Raw genomic sequence first — 16240 nt, 5'->3', positions numbered from 1 at the left:
CGAAACAAGCATCCACACAAACAAATTCAATGGGGCGTCAAAAAGCAGCCCCGCCCTCGGACGCGAGTAACCTGCGCTAGTCTTCCAGGTAGTTCCAAGCTTGGATGCGCCAAAAGCGCGGCGTCGGACTGCCGGACCAATTTTCTGACCAGTTTAGTGTGCTGCCGGATTTTGAAATGCCGTCATCAATGATTTCCCAGTTTTCAAGGTCACTGCTTACACTGACGGTGCTCGGTAGTCCGTAGGCGAAGCTCCAGCTCGTGTCCGCTTCCTGAAGGACGGCATCAATATCGATGCTGGTTCCGGCCAATAATACCACCGAGGGAACATCAACCCACGGCACAAGTAAGCTGCTGGAACCAACGGTGACATTCTTATCCACTGGTTGCGACAAAGCGCCTCCGCTGTAGGATATTTGGTATGTTCCGGAGTCTACGGGAATAGCATAGCCACCGGCAGTCCCGGTCACTGCAAAAAAATCACCGCTGTCCAGCATCACAGTTACCCCGCTGAGGCCCTCCCCCGGGTCGTAAAAATAATTGCCGTTTTGGTCTTCCCAAACCGTACCGACAATGAACCGGTTATAGTGATTCGCGCTTGAAGTACGGGCATTGCAGTAATTGATGGTGGTCACCTCAGGGCCGACAGACGTGTTCACATTATTCTCCTCGACCACACCAACCCCAACATTGCTGTAATTGCCCATTAAGCCAGCGCGGTGACCACGGCCAGTCTGCATGCCGGTACCATCATCTCCACCCCAATCGATATTAAAGCCAGCATGACCATAAGCTCCATTTCTGGAATATGAAAATACGCTGCCGCGTCCACTTGAGTATGAGAACCCGGCGTCTGACATTCGCTGAAATTGATCATTGTGGTTTTGCCCGTCGACGCTGATCAAATACTCCGAATGCGCAACTGCCGCATTATGCAAACGGATGTCGAACGCTGCGGGCGGTGTCGGTGATAGCGCGCCAAATTCCGTGCGTAGGATGTCCTTATTCACAGAAAAGTAGCTGATCGCGTTTTGAATAAGGCTATCTTGAACCAAGGACAACCATATGCCCTCCACCTCAGGATTTGCACGCGCCCGATTCATCATCCACATGTATTGCTGCTCGACCCCGCTAGGGCGCGATCCGTCCGCGCTTTTGTGAAAGGTCCACTCGCTCAATGCCAGAGGCATCTTATGGTCATCCGATAGCATTTTCGGCGACAAAATCGGCGGGCTTCCCTGTTCCCACGGCGGTGACTCAGCTGGTGATTGAGGGGAGCCAAAAGCAATTTGGCTACCAAGAAGAATGCTTAGGAGAATGGATAGTTGGGTCACGGGAAGCATCGAATGAGTCACTAGAATGATGTTGGCATCATACCAGTCCAACTCCCATTTCCCCAGCTACAAACAATCTACTGAGAGCGTTTCACATATATTTTATGTGCTGAATCATAAGATGATAACACCTCGGATTAGGTCACGCCACTTGGCTGACTTTTTAGACGTCCTCTTAGAAGCGATTGCAGGCGCGAAAACAATTCCTGGTCATAACCAATATAGTTTTATAAAATGTTGTTGTATCCCATCCGATGAGGCAGGATATTTGAGGGTAAACAACCCAACCACACCAACCTTCCATTCCAATCACCATGTCCGATAAGTCCCTCGCTAGTTTCATTGAACGCACGAAAAACCAAGACCGCGGCCAAGGGCTGTTCGAGCTTGAGAACGAGCGCATGCTCGAAGTGAACCTCAGCGGCTCGGTTTGGACGAAGATGGGCTCGATGGTCGGCTATCATGGGCAGGTAAAATTCACCCGCGAAGGCATCATGAGTCAGGGCCTGGGCAATTTGCTCAAGAAGGCGGTCAGCGGCGAGGGTGCCAAACTGACGCGCGCCGAGGGCAATGGTGTTGTATACTTGGCCGATGAGGGCAAAAAAGTCGTCATCGTCAAACTTCAAAACGAGGCGCTCGTGGTCAATGGCAACGACATCCTCGCCTTCGAAGAGCACATCACATATAACATTAAGATGATGAAGAAAGTCGCTGCGATGATGTCCGGCGGGCTCTTTAACGTTCGTCTGGAAGGCAGCGGCCTAATTGCTTTCACGACGCACTATGACCCCGTTACGTTACGCGTGACGCCCGGCCACAACATCATCACCGACCCAAACGCAACCGTGGCTTGGTCGGGGAATCTGGAACCAACCTTCCGCAAAGACGTTTCACTGAAAACCTTCGTCGGCCGCGGTAGCGGCGAAAGCATTCAAATGGAATTTGCCGGTGATGGCTTCGTGGTGATCCAGCCCTACGAAGAAGTTTACATGCAGCATACGACGGGCTAGGTCCCATACCGCAAGCACACCTCCTACTCATAAATAAGAAAATTCCGCTACGCCGCTTGGCTGGCGATGCGGGTGGACCACATTGTCAGGAGCGATTGCAGATGCGGGAACCAAAAACAGCCCGCTGGAGTGAGCGGTAGGCCGTCCGGGCAAGGAGCACCGATGAGGCCCGCTTCGCGCCAATTGTTGAGGAGGGGTGTGGCCGCGGCACGGTTGGGCCATTGGCTGAGCGGTGGTAACATGCGACGCTGGATATGCGCGACAATGGCGTCAGTGAAGCCTTGGCCGGGCGCAGCTTCGCGGGTGATGCAATGAGCACCAAGTTCGCCCGCCTCGATGGCATTCTCATAGTCCTCCAGCGTACGGAAACCACTGATTTGCACATTGCCGAGGCGCCCGCCAGCCGATGAACCGAAGGGCAAAATGTCGGCGCTGGTTTTGGCGAGCTGGTTGTAAATGGAGCGCTCGCGCTGGCCTCGCCTCCAGTGCTGTGGCGTAAAGTGCTCAAAGCCATGCTGCGCCAGCGCCTCGGCAGCGGCGGTAAACATTTCCGCACGCAGTTGGATGTCTGCTGGGGATTTGATCGATCCGCGCTCCACGGCCTTGGCCAATGGACTGTTTGGAAACTGTTTGAGCGCATAGAGGTCGAGCCCGTCGATGCCGGTTTCCTCGGCCAAAAAGCGAACATCCTCCACGACGGAGGCAACGTCCTGATTCGGTAGGCCGTAGATGAGGTCGACGATGGTCACGAAGTCGAGGTCGACAAAGTGTTGCAACGTTCGCCGGATTTTCCCGCGGTCAGCGAGGCGCCCCATTGAGCGGCGGAGGCGGCTGTTGGTGCTTTGCAGGCCGATCGAAATGCGGTTCGCGCCCGCCGCGCGCCAAGCAGCAGCCTTTTCCTTGCTGAATCCCCAAATGCGCCCCTCGACAGTGATTTCGGTTTCGGTATCGATAGGATAAAGCCTCTTTAAGGTTTCGAGTACTCGCGCCAAGTCTCCCGCCTCAAGGTCGCTCGGCGTACCGCCACCAAAGAAGACTGAACTGATGCGCCGCGTCGTGAGCGATGGCCCCACCCAACGGGCTTTTTGCTCAAGGTCTCGGCATAAGAACTCCGCGTAGCGCTCACTAAAACCAGGCTTTGTCGTGTTTTGGAAAAACGGACAAAATGAACAGCGATGATGACAAAAAGGCGTGTGCAGATACAGGTTCAACGGCGCATCATGGCGCTGTGAGTTAATCCCAGGTGCCCAGTCGGCAAACGACTCAGCCACGCCTTCGCCACGGCCACCACCACCATGCCCCATCCCGGGTCTTCCGCGTATTGGTGTAAAGATGTCGGAAAGGCGCACCCCAACTTGTGCGCAATAATCAGCAGTTTGCGGCGATACATTGTCCATATTGCAATACTGCTCGGATCCACAACGCGTGTAAAACCCACTTTCGAGAATGCGTCTCGTTTTCAGGAAAGCGCACCATGGCAATAAGTATTACTAATTCCATGGATGGACAAGATAAACATTTACGCCACCAAAAACTGACAATAAACTCAATCAACCATGACAATAAATAATGAAGCTTTGCTAGTATGGCATCCGAAACAAAACCTAACTATGCAAAATCATCGTAACAAAACTCACGTTTCTCAGGGCTTTACCCGATCGATCCCTGCCACGGAATTCTGGCACTAAGCGACAACCAGCGGCGGTGACCAATGATCCCCCCCCTCCAAGGTTTTAATCTCGCCCCAAACGAAAAAAACGTAAGTCTGTTAGCCAAATCATGATCAAGAAAATTCTCATCGCTTTCTTTCTGTTAATCATCATCGGCGTAGTGGCAGCATACTTCAGCATTAATGCTGTTGTGGGCGGCGGCATCACCAAAGTCTTCAACAAGCTGGGGCCTGAGATTACTGGAACCAAAACCTATGTTGAAAGCACCAGTGTGAATGTTTTCGACGGTGACATCGGTATTAACGGCCTGTTCATCGGCAATCCGGAAGGCTTCGACAAGCCCAGCGCGATGGAGTGTGGCGAGATCTTTATCGACATCGAGCCCGGCTCACTGTTTTCCGATCAAATCGTCATCAACGAAATCCGGATCATAGCGCCAAAATTCACTTTTGAGTCCACCCTCACCTCGAACAATCTGACCAAGCTCAAAAGCCAGATCGACGCCAACACCAAGAAATACACCAGCGAAAAGCAACCTCCCCCCCCCCCAGGCGAAGAACCTTCACCCACCGCCGAAGCCTCCAAGAAGACACTGCTCCTGCACAAGATCATCGTCACGGATGGCAACGTAGACCTTGCGGTATTGAAGATAGAAAAGACCCTCCCCCTCCCCCAAATCCAGAAGGACTTTGGCGGCGAAGGCGTAACCCCTGCTCAGGCGGCGGACTATGTGCTTTCTGTTGTACTTGAAAAGGTCGTCGAAGTTGCCGCTCAGTTGGTGCGCGAAATTTCCAACGACCCGAACGCCATCCTGAAAAGCATTACCGGCGGCGATGGCGCGTCGGCTGTAGATTCAGCCGGCGAGGCAATCAAGGGCCTCTTCGATTAACCCTGCTGTGCGATGGGTCCGTTTCGCCTCACGCCTCAAGAAGCGCGGACCCTTACGGTGCTGCTCCTGATCCTGTTGGCGGGCCTCATGGGTATGCTCATGTGGGGGGGGGACTCTGAACCTGAGGATAACATGGTTGTTAATCAGCATGACTAGAGGCATGTAACGACTTGGTGACGAGCCATACGAAGGTTGACGTATCGCAATCGAGAGAAGACTTTGGCGAGCGATTTAGCTACGCATGCAAGAAGTTTTCATGATAGTCGGTTTCCTTTTGGCGTCGTATGCCATCGTCGCCAATGACGCCATCCAGACGCTTGGAACATTCCTTTCTTCCAATGAGAAGAGACCTTGGTGGGTACTTTGGCTCTTCGCGTGCGGGATTCTGACTTTTGTCATGTGTTGGGGCTATTTTATTGTTGGTGACGTATCTTACGGTCGCTTAGGCAAATTCCCACTCCCCGAAGGAGGCATTACTTGGGTGCAAGTCGTCCCCCCTCTATTCATTTTGGCGCTGACTCGCTTCGGCGTACCAGTCAGCACAACATTTCTGGTACTCACGGTGTTTCACCCGGGGAACCTTGAGGACATGCTTAAAAAGAGCCTGTTTGGTTACGCCTTGGCCTTTGGTTGCGCTTACTTTATTGCCCGTTTTGTCGTCGTCGCTCTTGAGAGACGTTTCCTTGCCTCTCAAAAAGATGGCCAAGCGCAGATTCAAACCTATTGGGTATACCTTCAGTGGTGCGCCACAGCTTGGCTTTGGAGCCAATGGCTAGTTCAGGACTTGGCTAATATCTTCGCCTACCTCCCACGAGAGCTAAGCCTGCTTGGATTTGTCATGGCAATCGGCGTCATGTATGTGCTGCATGCCTGGATATTCTATAAGCGGGGGGGGGCTATCCAGAAAATCGTTACGTCAAAAACCAACATGACAGATATTCGCGCGGCCACGATTATTGATCTCCAATATGGCTTCGTGCTCTTCTTCTTCAAGGAACTCAATGACGTGCCGATGAGCACGACTTGGGTCTTCCTCGGCCTGCTCGCCGGGCGTGAGCTTGCCCTTACTGGTGCGCTCAAGCACCGTAAATTCAAGAAAGCTTACGCGACCTGTGGGCGCGATGCAATTAAGGCCTTGATCGGCTTGGGCATCAGTATTGGCCTCGCCTTCGCCCTACCTGAAATTGATAGAATGATCAAAGGGGAATCTTCGGCGAAAGCCACCATCGCTAAAGTCGAGCCTGCCGCCCAAACAACAGAAATAATCATTGAGCAGACCAAGGAGCCCGTTGAAGCTCCGCTAAATCAGTAAGGGGGGGGGCTGTGGCAGGCGCTTTACCTTAAATGCCCCATAATCATGACATGAAATTGCGCTAATTTAGCCCAATTCTATATCTAAAAATCGAACAAGCCCTACTCTGCCGTGTCTTCAGCGTCTAGTTTGCTTAGATCGAGATCCTTTAGATGTGACTTCAGCTCTTTGCCCGCCTTAAACTTGATCACGGCGCGCTTCGGGATAACCACGTCCTTTTCTGGACGGTTAGGGTTGCGACCAATGCGACTTTTCCGCAACTGGACTTCAAATACTCCAAAATTCCGCAATTCAACGTTGCGCCCTTCGGCCAAGGCCTCAGCAATGGCGTCGAGTGTCAACTGGACGGTTTCACGAACCTCCTTTTGCGGAAAATTAGTTTTCTCGTATATTTGTAGGACGATATCCCGTTTGGTGAGGTTCCCGGACATGACAAGGAATGATATAGATCGTAGAAGGCAACGCGTTGGACTGGAAACGATAGTCTTGCATCCGATTAGGGGTGTCAAACATTATTTAGTCCCTCATCATCTATTAGTTAGGAAATTTTTCCCCTACCCGAAACATCCATAGAATTCAGACAAAACCTTATATTTCAAGACCATCATGAGCGATAAAGACGACGGAAATATACTAGAAGAAATACAAAAACGGCTTCAGGGAATGATGCCTCCCGGCAGCAAAGTCGTTGGCGTCCACCCGATGCAGGGTGCCGATAAAATCAACGCCCCTGACGAGGAAGAGACCGATCGCGCACAAGATGACGCTGAGACTCTTCGTCGCATTCGGGACTTCAATTTAAAGCCCAAGGACATCCGCGACCACCTGAATCGCTACGTCATCAAGCAGTTTGACGCAAAAAAAGTTCTATCGGTCGCCATCTGCGATCATTACAACCACGTCCGCCAGTGCCTGGAGAACGAGCGCCTGCTGGAGCAAGACTACGCCAAGCAAAATATACTCCTGCTCGGCCCAACTGGCGTCGGTAAAACCTACTTGATGCGCAACATCGCACGCTACATCGGCGTGCCCTTCGTCAAAGCTGATGCGACTAAGTTCTCCGAAACGGGCTACGTCGGCTCCGATGTGGAAGACCTCGTCCGCGACCTCGTCAAGGCTGCCAATGGCAACGTCGAGCTTGCCCAGTACGGCATCATCTACATCGACGAGATCGACAAAATCGCCTCCTCGGGCAACTCCATGGGGGGCAAGGATGTCTCGGGTCGTGGCGTGCAGATCAATTTGCTCAAGTTGATGGAAGATACGGAAGTTAATCTCTTCTCGCCCAACGACATAATGGGACAAATGCAGGCGATGATGACCGGTGGACGCGGTGGCAAAAAGCCGAATCGCCAGTCCATCAATACCCGCCACATCCTGTTCATCGTCAGCGGCGCTTTTGACCAACTCGCAGAGAAAATCCAGAAGCGTGTCGAGCACACCGCAATTGGCTTCAACGCCAGCCCCAGCGACGCCGCCGGAGACGATCCTTTTAGATTCCTCCAACAAGCCGCCACGCGCGACTTCATTGACTACGGCTTCGAGCCGGAGTTCATTGGCCGCATCCCCGTCCGTGTCGGCTGCGAAAGCCTGAAGCCCGATGACTTAGCTGCGATCCTGACTAGCTCCGAAGGCTCCCTGCTCAAACAATACCGCCGTGACTTCCAGGGCTACGAAATTGACTTTAAAATCACGCCCGAGGCCATTGTCGAAATCGCCACTCAAGCCTTTGAGGAGCGAACTGGTGCCCGTGGCCTGATGACCGTCCTCGAGCGCATTTTCCGCAACTTCAAGTTCGAGCTGCCCTCCACCGCGATCAAGTCCTTCGAAGTAACCACCGAGATGATCGCCCAGCCCGATGAAGCGCTCACCAAGCTCATTGTCGACCACAAGCACCTTATGCGCGAGGTCTGGGAAAGCGAGCTAGGCGCATTTTCCACTGCCTTCGAGAGCGAATATAGCTTCAAGCTCACCTTCACTGATGAGGCCGCCGATGTGCTCATTGAGGCTGCCGCCGAGGAAGACCGAACCTTGCGCACCATCTGCGACGAACGCTTCAAGGACTACCCACACGGCCTCGCCATTGTCGCCCGCAACAACGGGCGCACCGCGTTCGAAATCAGCGGGCCTGCGGCCAAGAACCCTGATAAGGAGCTGTCCCAGTGGGTCGTCGAGAGCTTCCGCGAAGCTGAGGCTCAGGCCAAAGTCCGAGCCGAAACCGAAGCAGTCCAAAAACCGCCCCCAGACGGAGACGACGTCATCGACGTCGACACTCCGCGTGAAAGCTAGGAAGCTTTTAGGTGGCTAGATCCTAAGCTCACAAGGCTTCTTTGGGTGACGCGGATCGAGGACGATCCGCGCTACCTCAGGAAGAGAAACACCATTTCTGAGCCGCAGCGAGAGCGGCTCACGCTCATTTCAGCCAACGTCGAATTTAAATCTTCGTAGGTATTGCCCCCCCTACTCGCAGCATTTGTCGTCGTCGCAGCAGGGCTTGTAGGCGATGAACGAGACGAAAGCGCCTTGGGGGTCTTGGATCGAGCACATGCGGCCGATCTTGGGGATGTCCATTGGGGGGCAAAGGATTGTTGCGCCAAGCTCCACTGCTTTGGCCGCAGTTGCGTCGGTGTCTTCCACGGTGACGTAGGCTCCCCAAAAGGGAGGAGTGCCCTCGGGCATCATGGGAGGCTTGGCCATAAGGCCTGCCATCATCTTGTCGCCCTTTTTGGCGATTTTGTAGGTCATGCCGTTATCCATTGGCCAGTCCTCGATGGTCCAGCCGAATAGGCCCGCGTAGAAATCGCAGGCACCATTAATGTCCGAGGTAAGTAGTTCGTTCCAGTCGAAGCCACCGATAGTAGGTTTTTGAGTATCGCTCATAATGAAACGTGATAATTGACTCCGAAGGAAAAACCAAGAGCAGAGTTGTCATCAGGGCAAAGTTAACCTTGTAGTAACAGTATGCCAGAAGGAGCCGCTATCAATCGTATGTTTGGAGAGATCGCGCATCGCTATGATGCCGCGAACCACCTGCTGAGTGGCGGGGTGGACTATTACTGGCGCCGCGTGCTGGTGGGCAAGGTCGCCCGAGCCAATCCACAAGTCATCGTCGACTTGGCGACAGGCAGTGGTGACGTCGCTTTTGCGATCCGCAACAAACTCCCTGCGAGTGTCGAGCTGGCTGGCTTGGATTTCTGCGAGCCCATGCTGGACGAGGCCCGAGCCAAGCAGAAAGAGCGTTACGGCGATGAAGCAATCCGCTTTGCCTTTGGCGACTGTTTGAATCTGCCGCTGGCGGACGAATCCACCGACGTCATCACCATTGCGTTTGGCGTGCGCAATTTCGAGGACCGTATCCGCGGCCTTCAAGAAATGAGACGTTCACTGCGACCCGGCGGCCGGTTGCTGATCCTTGAGTTTTCGCAACCCTACGCGTGGTTTCGCCCGTTTTACTACGTGTATCTCAAGTGTATTCTGCCAACACTAGCCAGCTTGGTAACAGGTAAAAAGGACGCCTACAGCTACCTCGCCGACTCCATCGAGGGCTTCCCCGCGCGAGACACACTGAGCGCGCAGATTCTCAAGGCCGGTTTCGCAGAAGTGTCCGCCACTCCCCTCACCTTCGGCATTGTCGCCATTCATGAAGCCGTGCGATGAGTAGCCCCGCCGCCAGCCTTGCCTCAGCACGCCCGGCTTCACCTTGGTCAGATGGCTGGACGCGCTGGCGTCGCAATCGGCTCGCGGTCGCCAGCACCGCCGTCTTAGCACTCATCATTCTGGTGTGCTTGATTGGCCCTTTTTTTCAGCCGGATAGCTATTATGAGGTCACTGACACCGACTTGGGTGCCTCTGCCCCCTCAGCAGAACACTGGCTAGGCACCGACACTCTGGGCCGTGATCTACTGGCACGGGTAATGATCGGCGGCCGGATTTCTTTTGCCGTCGGACTGCTAGCCTCGCTTGTATCGATGATCATCGGGGTCGCCTATGGAATCGGTGCCGGTCTGGCGGGTGGTAATACCGACCGCATAATGATGCGTGGCGTGGAACTACTCCAAGCGATGCCGTTCGTGATCTTTGTTATCCTGCTGCTGACTTTTTTCGGGCGTCATTTCGCCCTGATTTTCGTCGCAATTGGAGCTGTAGAATGGCTCACAATGGCACGTATCGTGCGTGGTCAATCTCTGGAGCTGAAGGTGCGCGAGTTCGTACAGGCTGCGCGCGCGCTCGGGCAATCCGAGTCCTCCATTGCTTGGAAACATCTGCTTCCAAATCTCTTTGGCGTCATCATTATCTACGCGACGCTCACCGTGCCCAATGTCATGCTGCTAGAGGCCTTTATCAGCTTTCTTGGGCTGGGCGTGCAGGCTCCAATGACGAGTTGGGGGGACTTGATGCACCTCGGTGCCGAAACAATGGAGGAATACCCTTGGCTGCTCTTATTCCCCGCGTTTTTTTTCTCAGCGACACTGTTTTCGCTCAATGCTATCGGCGATGGTCTACGCGACGCATTTGACCCCAAGAGCTGATTGAACAGACGAGGCGGCCCGATTTACTCGACACAAGGGATCACCAAACGCTGACTACCAGTCTTTGACCACACGCTTCATCGCCTTGGTGTCGAAATTGCCAAATTGCTCGCCGCCATCGGCCTCCGTAAACTGGACCATTTCTTTATATTCCATGGCTGTTTCCTGATTCTTTTCGCTGTTAGGCTGAGGCGGTTGATTGCCCTGCATCTGCTGTTGTTGCTGCTGAGTGGCAGCAAGCTCTAGTGCGCGTTCACTACGTTGCGAAAGCAGCTCCTGCTGTGCAGCATCCATCTTCTGTCCAAGGGTTTGCTGCTGTGGGGCCTCATCGCTGAGCGCCATCGCGGAATCGAAATTTTTGAGAGCTTGTTCCATGCGTGCGATGGATTGATCATCTTTGCCCTTTTCTTTGAGTTGCTCAGCAGCGGCAAGTTGCATGTCAGCGGCGTGTTCAAGCGAATCAGCCAGCTTGCCGTCGCTTGCTTCCAACTTTTGAGCAGCCGACTCGTTGCTGGGGTCTAGGCGGGTAGCCTTTTCCAATTCGGCCTTGGCTGACAATAGGCGGTCGGCTGCGCTCTGAGCTGCCTGGGCACTCGCCTGCTCAAGTTTGTCGAAACGAGCTTCAGCCTCTTTTTTAGTTTTTTCCGATGCTTCTTCGCTAGTCATTTTTTTCTGATAATTCTGCATTTCCTTTTCCCATTGCTCGATTTTTTTCTGTGCAGTATCGGCAACTTCCAAATGTGCGTCCGCTAGCTGCTCATGGCGCTGGGCTAGCTTTTTCTCCAGTTCCTGTTTGGCGATGGCTGCCTCGGAATTATCGGGGTTTAGGTCGATCGCAGCCTCAAAATTCTGCAGTGCTTGCTCTAGGTTCTTGTTAGCGGCCTCCTGACTTTCGCGCATTTTTCTGCTCAAACTATTCCCCTTCTTCTTGAGGTCGTTTACTTCTTGTTTACTGATGTCATCCTTCTTGAGTTGTGCGCGAATCTCTTCCCGACTCTCTCTAGCATCAGCAACTCGTTGTTCATGTAAATCACTCTGTAATCTTTGTCTTTCGGCAATTTCCTGCATGATATCCGAGGCCTTCTTGCGTGCGTCCTCGGCGGTTTGCTTGGCCTTCTCGCTATCTGGAGAAATCGCTGCGGCATCATCAAAATTCGCTATAGCTTCCTGAGCCGAAGCCTTTGCCCGCCTGAGGTCGTTTGTCTCATCTCGGGTAAGTGGATTTTCGCTATTTTCTGGTACTTTCTCAATGTATTTCTCAGCGGACGTAAGATTTTTCTCACCGTTTCTGGTGAGATAATCCGTCATGCGTTGACGTGTTTTCTCAACGAGTTCTTGTATGTCCTCGTCTTCAGGCTTGATCGATAGCGCCTCCTCGTAATCGGTTAGCGCAGAGCGGAACAACACGAGATCATGCTCGCCCTTAACCCATTTGCTCTCGCTTCTTTTGATTTTCGAATTGCCCTGCTCGATAAGGTGGACGACGAGTTGATTAGAAACGAATTCGTAATTTTTGCGCGCCATGTCGTAGGCGTCATTGCGTTCGACGGCAGCCTCGAGCGAACGCTGGGCGCGGCGCAGGTGGATGGTCGCATCCTCCTTTCGATTATCAGCAGAAATGGCCGCGCTGATACGGAAGCTCGCGTTACCAATCTGTGCCATGGCCTTGGTCACGAGTTCTGGATCTTTGGCCAACCGCACCTTTTCCCAAAGGACAACGGCTTCGTCGTAATCGCCAGCGGCATAATAGGTCAGCGCGAGATTATAAATTAAATATTCGTCGTTGGGTGCCTGTTCGAGGCGCTTCTCAATGATTGGGCGCACTTCAGCGAACTTACCCGCTTTGATCAAGGATTCGATGGGATTCTCAGGAACAGCGAAAGAAATCGCGGGGGCGAACAACAGTACGAGAACAGTGATCAGTAATCGGGGGATTTTATTCATCGATCAAAATAGCGCGCGGCGTGTGGCGGATGTTCTTTTCAGGGATAACGGTCTGAACGAAAATCAGCAGTAACCCAATTAATAACGGAATCGGGAAAAACTCAACATAACCTTTCATCGTGGTCACGTCGGCATCGTCGCCCATCGGTTTCAGCGACTCATGGTAGAGATTAACGAGGGCATCTCCCTCCTGATCCAGCTCAACAAATTTGCCGCGGCCAGCCTCAGCCACACGGCGCAAAAAAGCGCGGTCCATGCGAGAAATGACCTCACCACCAAAAGCGTCGCGCTGGTAAGTTGGCTTATCCTTGCGGCGATAAAGTTCAATCTTGGCACCTTCTAACGTGCCTACGGAGACGGTGTGCGTCACAATGCCTTGATCGTTGTACATTTTGCGCGCAAAACCGATCGCGTCGCCCTCCAATTCCTCGCCGTCAGAGATGACAATAACGGCTTTGTTCTTAAGGTCCATGGGCTCCATGGCGTGAGCCACGCGCTCCAGACCCTTTTCAAGATTAGTGCCACCTGGGTAGGTGTTGCTACCGCTTACGTGGTCGAGCACAAGATTGAAGGCGGCAAAATCGAATGTAATCGGAGCACGCAGATAGCCGTTACCAGCAAACACGACCAAGCCCACGCGATCGCCCTTGGAGACGTTCAGCAGGCGCTTAATGGCCTTTTTTGCGGTTTCGAGACGATTGGGCTCCATGTCGGTGGCAAGCATGCTCTTGGAGCCATCAAGCACGATGAAGTAGTCCATCCCAATGCGCTTAATTTCCTGGTCCTCCGGCTCAATGACGGGGCGCGCGAGCGCCAACAAAATGAAGAACAGCCCGAGCAGCAACGTCAGCGCCTTGAGCCGGTTGCGGGTATAGACTGCACTCAGATTCGCTACGCGGTTAATCGCTGGCCCAAGAAAGATTCGCAGACGTTTCTTTGCACGACGATTTGACCACAGGTAAACGAGGAACAATACCAAGAGGAATACCAGCCCGCCCCAGATAACATTTGGATAAGCAAATCTCACGGCAGCCTCCTTTTGATCGTCTGCCACAGCAGAAATTCAAGAGTCAACAGCCCCACCCCGCCCCATGCGAACCAATGGAACACTTCGTCGAAGTTCTGAAAACGCTTCTGCTCAATGACGGTCTTTTCCATACGATCAATCTGTTGGTAAATCGACAGTAAGGTCGCTGTATTCGTGGCTTGGAAAAATTCGCCACCAGTTTCGCGGGCAATCTGGAACATGACGTCCTTTTGGACTTTGCTCGGATGCACAACGCCGGGGTTGATCCGGATCGTGTGGATACGGATATGTTCGTCTTTGGCGATTTTTGCTGCATCCATCGGTGACATCCCGGTGTTGCTCAATCCGTCTGAAATTACAATGAGCACCTTCTGGCGTTTGTCCGGCCCACGTGAACCTTCGATCTCAAAAGGCTCCTGCATGTCGAACATGTCATACCAATGGGTCTCCCTCACTTTCTCTGGTTCATCCACCTCTTTGCTGGCGCGGCTAAGCTCATCGGAAAGCAGGTATTTGATCGACATGTGGATGCCCTCTCCGACCGCTGTACCACCTTCGGTTTTGATAGACTTCAGCGCCGCTGTAATCCAGTCATAGTCGAGTGTCAGCGGGCTGGTGAGATAAGGATATTTGGCAAAGCCCACAATGCCGAAGCGATCATGCTTGCGGCCCTTCACGAACTCTCCGATTACGGAGCTCAGAGCAGAGAGTCGGGACACTTTTTGCCCGTCGACAACGTAGTCCTCTGCGTCCATCGAACCGGAAAAATCAAGTGCGAGCATCACGTCGATTCCCTTCTCAGAGTCGGGGATTTCGCCTTGTGGAATCCGAGGACGCGCACAAGCAGCCACAATCAATGCAAGACCGAGCATTCGCAACAGACGCAAGAAAAAACCTCGGCTCACGCGGTTCTGCTTGGCCAAACCAGCAAGGATTTTGGTCGACGAAAATGTAATCGACCCAGCAGGCCCATGTCTGGCCGCCCAATAGACCACAAGAGGAATCGCCATCCATAAAATGAGCAGCCAAGGATACGCAAAACGCACCTCTGTAATCCGGCTCCAAAGGTCGTTCATTACGCCTCCTCCTTTGATGGTGGTGCTGCCTCAGTCGCTGCAATATAGCTTTCGACCCAGGCCAAAAATGCATTACCAGTCTTTTCAGGCACCGTGTGGTGCGCGAATTTGGCGCGATCCGAAGTCTCCAAGAATTCGGTGATTTTTTCCCGTGTCACAGCCTCAAAGCTCAGCCCCTTAGAAGCGGCACGAAGGAATTCACTTGTCGTCTGGCTTGTGGCACGAATCTTAAAGCGCCCCTCAAGGTAAGCGCGGAAAATTCTGGCAAGTCGGTCGATAAATTCGCGCATATCCATGCCCTCCATATCGCGACGCAGCTCGTCCAGTGCCTCACGTGCATTCTTCGCGGGATCGGGCGGAGGTGGTTTCCTGAGTTCCTCAATGGCGGCCTTAATCTTAACGCGCATACGCCAGCCAACCAAAGCGATCAGCGCCACAAAAATCGCCGGACCGATAAACCACCAAACACTGATCTCTACCGGCGGTTTGGCTGGAGAAAGGTCCTCCACCAACCCCTGCGTTACGTCGGTTTCTGATGTCGTAATTTCGTCCGCCATTAAGCCAATCTCCGTGACGCGCGGTCGGTTAAAAATTGACACAAGTCAGCAAAATACGGCCGGTCAGTATGGATATCCAACGCAGGCACGCCACCAGAACGCAGTTTGTGGTGCAATGATTGATAGCGGGCCATCGCGCGCTCTTTATAAGCGGCGCGGATTTTTTTGCGGTTGGTGTTGATCTCCACGAAATCGCCCGTTTCGGGATCCTGCAAGGTCACCCAGCCAACCCGAGGCAGCTCAAAATCACGATGGTCGATAAGATTGAGCGCCATCATTTCGTGCCGTTGGTTGGCCGACTTGATTGCCCGCTCGAAGCCCTCATCCATGAAGTCTGAAATCACGACTACAACGGCCGGGCGTGTCGATACGCGGGCTAGGAAATTAACGGCTTCTGAGATATTTGTGCCCGTGCTCGTGGGCTCGTGGAAGAGAGCGCCCTTGATCATGTGGAGCACGTGGTCTTCGCCCTTGGAGGGAGGTATCCAGGCCTCGACATGGTCCGTAAAAAGCGCCATACCGACGCGATCATTGGAGCGAATTGCACTGAAGCCAAAAACACCGCAAAGCTCAGCGGCCAGCTCGTTTTTCGATTGCTCAGCGGAGGTAAATACGCCCGACGAACTAAGATCCAACAAGATGATAAAAGTCAACTCACGCTCCTCGATAAAGCGCTTCACATAGGGCTCGCGCATACGTGCCGTGACGTTCCAGTCAATACGACGAACGTCGTCTCCCGGTTGATACGGGCGCACGTCCTCGAAGTCGATACCTCGTCCGGTGAAGATAGAGTGTGCCTGGCCTTGGAGCAATTGCTCGGACAACAGACGCGTCTTCACTTCTACGGCGCGAACCCGCTTCAGCCACTGCTTAGCGCTCATAACTTAGACGCG

16 protein-coding genes are annotated in these 16240 nt (G+C 53.3%); 7 read left to right on the top strand and 9 right to left on the bottom strand.

From position 1 onward, the window contains the following. Nucleotides 1-76 precede the first annotated feature (76 nt). A complete protein-coding gene (locus IE065_RS14960) occupies nucleotides 77-1342 on the bottom strand; it encodes a CAP domain-containing protein (RefSeq protein ID WP_189516549.1) in 1266 nt (421 codons plus the stop codon). A 305-nt stretch (nucleotides 1343-1647) separates the two neighbouring features. On the opposite strand from IE065_RS14960, the gene IE065_RS14955 reads away from it, so the two are divergent. After that, on the top strand, nucleotides 1648-2343 hold the full coding sequence (locus IE065_RS14955; RefSeq protein WP_189516547.1) for an AIM24 family protein: 696 nt from the start codon (nucleotides 1648-1650) through the stop codon (nucleotides 2341-2343). 47 nt (nucleotides 2344-2390) lie between these two features. Here the strand turns inward: IE065_RS14955 and IE065_RS14950 are convergent, their stop codons facing one another. After that, nucleotides 2391-3740 (bottom strand): radical SAM protein, encoded by a 1350-nt coding sequence (locus IE065_RS14950; RefSeq protein ID WP_189516545.1) that lies wholly within the window; start codon nucleotides 3738-3740, stop codon nucleotides 2391-2393. Between the two features lie 382 nt (nucleotides 3741-4122). On the opposite strand from IE065_RS14950, the gene IE065_RS14945 reads away from it, so the two are divergent. The 3 genes from IE065_RS14945 to IE065_RS14935 all read left to right on the top strand — a co-directional run bounded on the left by IE065_RS14945 (nucleotide 4123) and on the right by IE065_RS14935 (nucleotide 6214). Continuing rightward, entirely contained in the window at nucleotides 4123-4902 is a 780-nt protein-coding gene (locus tag IE065_RS14945) for an AsmA family protein (protein WP_189516537.1), read from the top strand. Between the two features lie 12 nt (nucleotides 4903-4914). Further along, a complete protein-coding gene (locus tag IE065_RS14940; RefSeq protein WP_189516535.1) occupies nucleotides 4915-5058 on the top strand; it encodes a hypothetical protein in 144 nt (47 codons plus the stop codon). Nucleotides 5059-5143: 85 nt separating this feature from the next. Then, the gene (locus IE065_RS14935; RefSeq protein ID WP_189516533.1) at nucleotides 5144-6214 is read left to right on the top strand and encodes a hypothetical protein; all 1071 of its coding nucleotides are present in this window, start codon (nucleotides 5144-5146) and stop codon (nucleotides 6212-6214) included. 101 nt (nucleotides 6215-6315) lie between these two features. Here the strand turns inward: IE065_RS14935 and IE065_RS14930 are convergent, their stop codons facing one another. Then, complete coding sequence (locus tag IE065_RS14930; protein WP_189516531.1) at nucleotides 6316-6645, bottom strand: HU family DNA-binding protein; 330 nt, start codon at nucleotides 6643-6645, stop codon at nucleotides 6316-6318. A 175-nt stretch (nucleotides 6646-6820) separates the two neighbouring features. On the opposite strand from IE065_RS14930, the gene IE065_RS14925 reads away from it, so the two are divergent. Beyond that, complete coding sequence (locus IE065_RS14925) at nucleotides 6821-8503, top strand: AAA family ATPase (protein WP_189516529.1); 1683 nt, start codon at nucleotides 6821-6823, stop codon at nucleotides 8501-8503. A gap of 171 nt (nucleotides 8504-8674) precedes the next feature. Here the strand turns inward: IE065_RS14925 and IE065_RS14920 are convergent, their stop codons facing one another. After that, nucleotides 8675-9094, bottom strand: a complete 420-nt coding sequence (locus IE065_RS14920; RefSeq protein ID WP_189516527.1) for a VOC family protein — start codon at nucleotides 9092-9094, stop codon at nucleotides 8675-8677. 81 nt (nucleotides 9095-9175) lie between these two features. On the opposite strand from IE065_RS14920, the gene ubiE reads away from it, so the two are divergent. Both ubiE and IE065_RS14910 read left to right on the top strand, forming a co-directional pair. Further along, nucleotides 9176-9871 (top strand): bifunctional demethylmenaquinone methyltransferase/2-methoxy-6-polyprenyl-1,4-benzoquinol methylase UbiE, encoded by a 696-nt coding sequence (ubiE, locus tag IE065_RS14915; RefSeq protein ID WP_189516525.1) that lies wholly within the window; start codon nucleotides 9176-9178, stop codon nucleotides 9869-9871. Then, a complete protein-coding gene (locus IE065_RS14910; RefSeq protein WP_189516523.1) occupies nucleotides 9868-10743 on the top strand; it encodes an ABC transporter permease in 876 nt (291 codons plus the stop codon). Before ubiE ends, IE065_RS14910 begins: the two co-directional genes overlap by 4 nt. Before the next feature lie 54 nt (nucleotides 10744-10797). Here the strand turns inward: IE065_RS14910 and IE065_RS14905 are convergent, their stop codons facing one another. From IE065_RS14905 to IE065_RS14885, 5 genes are read right to left on the bottom strand one after another with little or no spacing between them, the layout of a single operon-like run. Next, nucleotides 10798-12687 carry a tetratricopeptide repeat protein gene (locus tag IE065_RS14905; RefSeq protein WP_189516521.1) on the bottom strand — a complete coding sequence of 630 codons (1890 nt, stop codon included), beginning with the start codon at nucleotides 12685-12687 and terminating at the stop codon, nucleotides 10798-10800. Next, entirely contained in the window at nucleotides 12680-13741 is a 1062-nt protein-coding gene (locus IE065_RS14900) for a vWA domain-containing protein (RefSeq protein WP_189516519.1), read from the bottom strand. Before IE065_RS14900 ends, IE065_RS14905 begins: the two co-directional genes overlap by 8 nt. Next, the gene (locus IE065_RS14895) at nucleotides 13711-14790 is read right to left on the bottom strand and encodes a vWA domain-containing protein (protein ID WP_189516517.1); all 1080 of its coding nucleotides are present in this window, start codon (nucleotides 14788-14790) and stop codon (nucleotides 13711-13713) included. The genes IE065_RS14900 and IE065_RS14895 overlap by 31 nt, the downstream gene beginning before the upstream one ends. Then, nucleotides 14790-15347, bottom strand: coding sequence for a hypothetical protein (locus IE065_RS14890; protein ID WP_189516515.1), 558 nt, complete (start codon nucleotides 15345-15347; stop codon nucleotides 14790-14792). Before IE065_RS14890 ends, IE065_RS14895 begins: the two co-directional genes overlap by 1 nt. Beyond that, on the bottom strand, nucleotides 15347-16228 hold the full coding sequence (locus tag IE065_RS14885) for a DUF58 domain-containing protein (RefSeq protein ID WP_189516513.1): 882 nt from the start codon (nucleotides 16226-16228) through the stop codon (nucleotides 15347-15349). The genes IE065_RS14890 and IE065_RS14885 overlap by 1 nt, the downstream gene beginning before the upstream one ends. Nucleotides 16229-16240: the final 12 nt, after the last annotated feature.

The sequence above is a fragment of the Cerasicoccus arenae genome (assembly GCF_014651635.1).
Classification (GTDB): Bacteria; Verrucomicrobiota; Verrucomicrobiia; order Opitutales; family Cerasicoccaceae; genus Cerasicoccus; species Cerasicoccus arenae.
This window is presented reverse-complemented; position numbering and strand designations above follow the sequence as displayed.

Coding starts and splice junctions, on each gene's coding strand:
- IE065_RS14960 (WP_189516549.1), bottom strand. CDS start 1,342: ATGCTTCCCGTGACCCAACTATCCATTCTCCTAAGCATTCTTCTTGGT.
- IE065_RS14955 (WP_189516547.1), top strand. CDS start 1,648: ATGTCCGATAAGTCCCTCGCTAGTTTCATTGAACGCACGAAAAACCAA.
- IE065_RS14950 (WP_189516545.1), bottom strand. CDS start 3,740: ATGGACAATGTATCGCCGCAAACTGCTGATTATTGCGCACAAGTTGGG.
- IE065_RS14945 (WP_189516537.1), top strand. CDS start 4,123: ATGATCAAGAAAATTCTCATCGCTTTCTTTCTGTTAATCATCATCGGC.
- IE065_RS14940 (WP_189516535.1), top strand. CDS start 4,915: ATGGGTCCGTTTCGCCTCACGCCTCAAGAAGCGCGGACCCTTACGGTG.
- IE065_RS14935 (WP_189516533.1), top strand. CDS start 5,144: ATGCAAGAAGTTTTCATGATAGTCGGTTTCCTTTTGGCGTCGTATGCC.
- IE065_RS14930 (WP_189516531.1), bottom strand. CDS start 6,645: ATGTCCGGGAACCTCACCAAACGGGATATCGTCCTACAAATATACGAG.
- IE065_RS14925 (WP_189516529.1), top strand. CDS start 6,821: ATGAGCGATAAAGACGACGGAAATATACTAGAAGAAATACAAAAACGG.
- IE065_RS14920 (WP_189516527.1), bottom strand. CDS start 9,094: ATGAGCGATACTCAAAAACCTACTATCGGTGGCTTCGACTGGAACGAA.
- ubiE (WP_189516525.1), top strand. CDS start 9,176: ATGCCAGAAGGAGCCGCTATCAATCGTATGTTTGGAGAGATCGCGCAT.
- IE065_RS14910 (WP_189516523.1), top strand. CDS start 9,868: ATGAGTAGCCCCGCCGCCAGCCTTGCCTCAGCACGCCCGGCTTCACCT.
- IE065_RS14905 (WP_189516521.1), bottom strand. CDS start 12,687: ATGAATAAAATCCCCCGATTACTGATCACTGTTCTCGTACTGTTGTTC.
- IE065_RS14895 (WP_189516517.1), bottom strand. CDS start 14,790: ATGAACGACCTTTGGAGCCGGATTACAGAGGTGCGTTTTGCGTATCCT.
- IE065_RS14890 (WP_189516515.1), bottom strand. CDS start 15,347: ATGGCGGACGAAATTACGACATCAGAAACCGACGTAACGCAGGGGTTG.
- IE065_RS14885 (WP_189516513.1), bottom strand. CDS start 16,228: ATGAGCGCTAAGCAGTGGCTGAAGCGGGTTCGCGCCGTAGAAGTGAAG.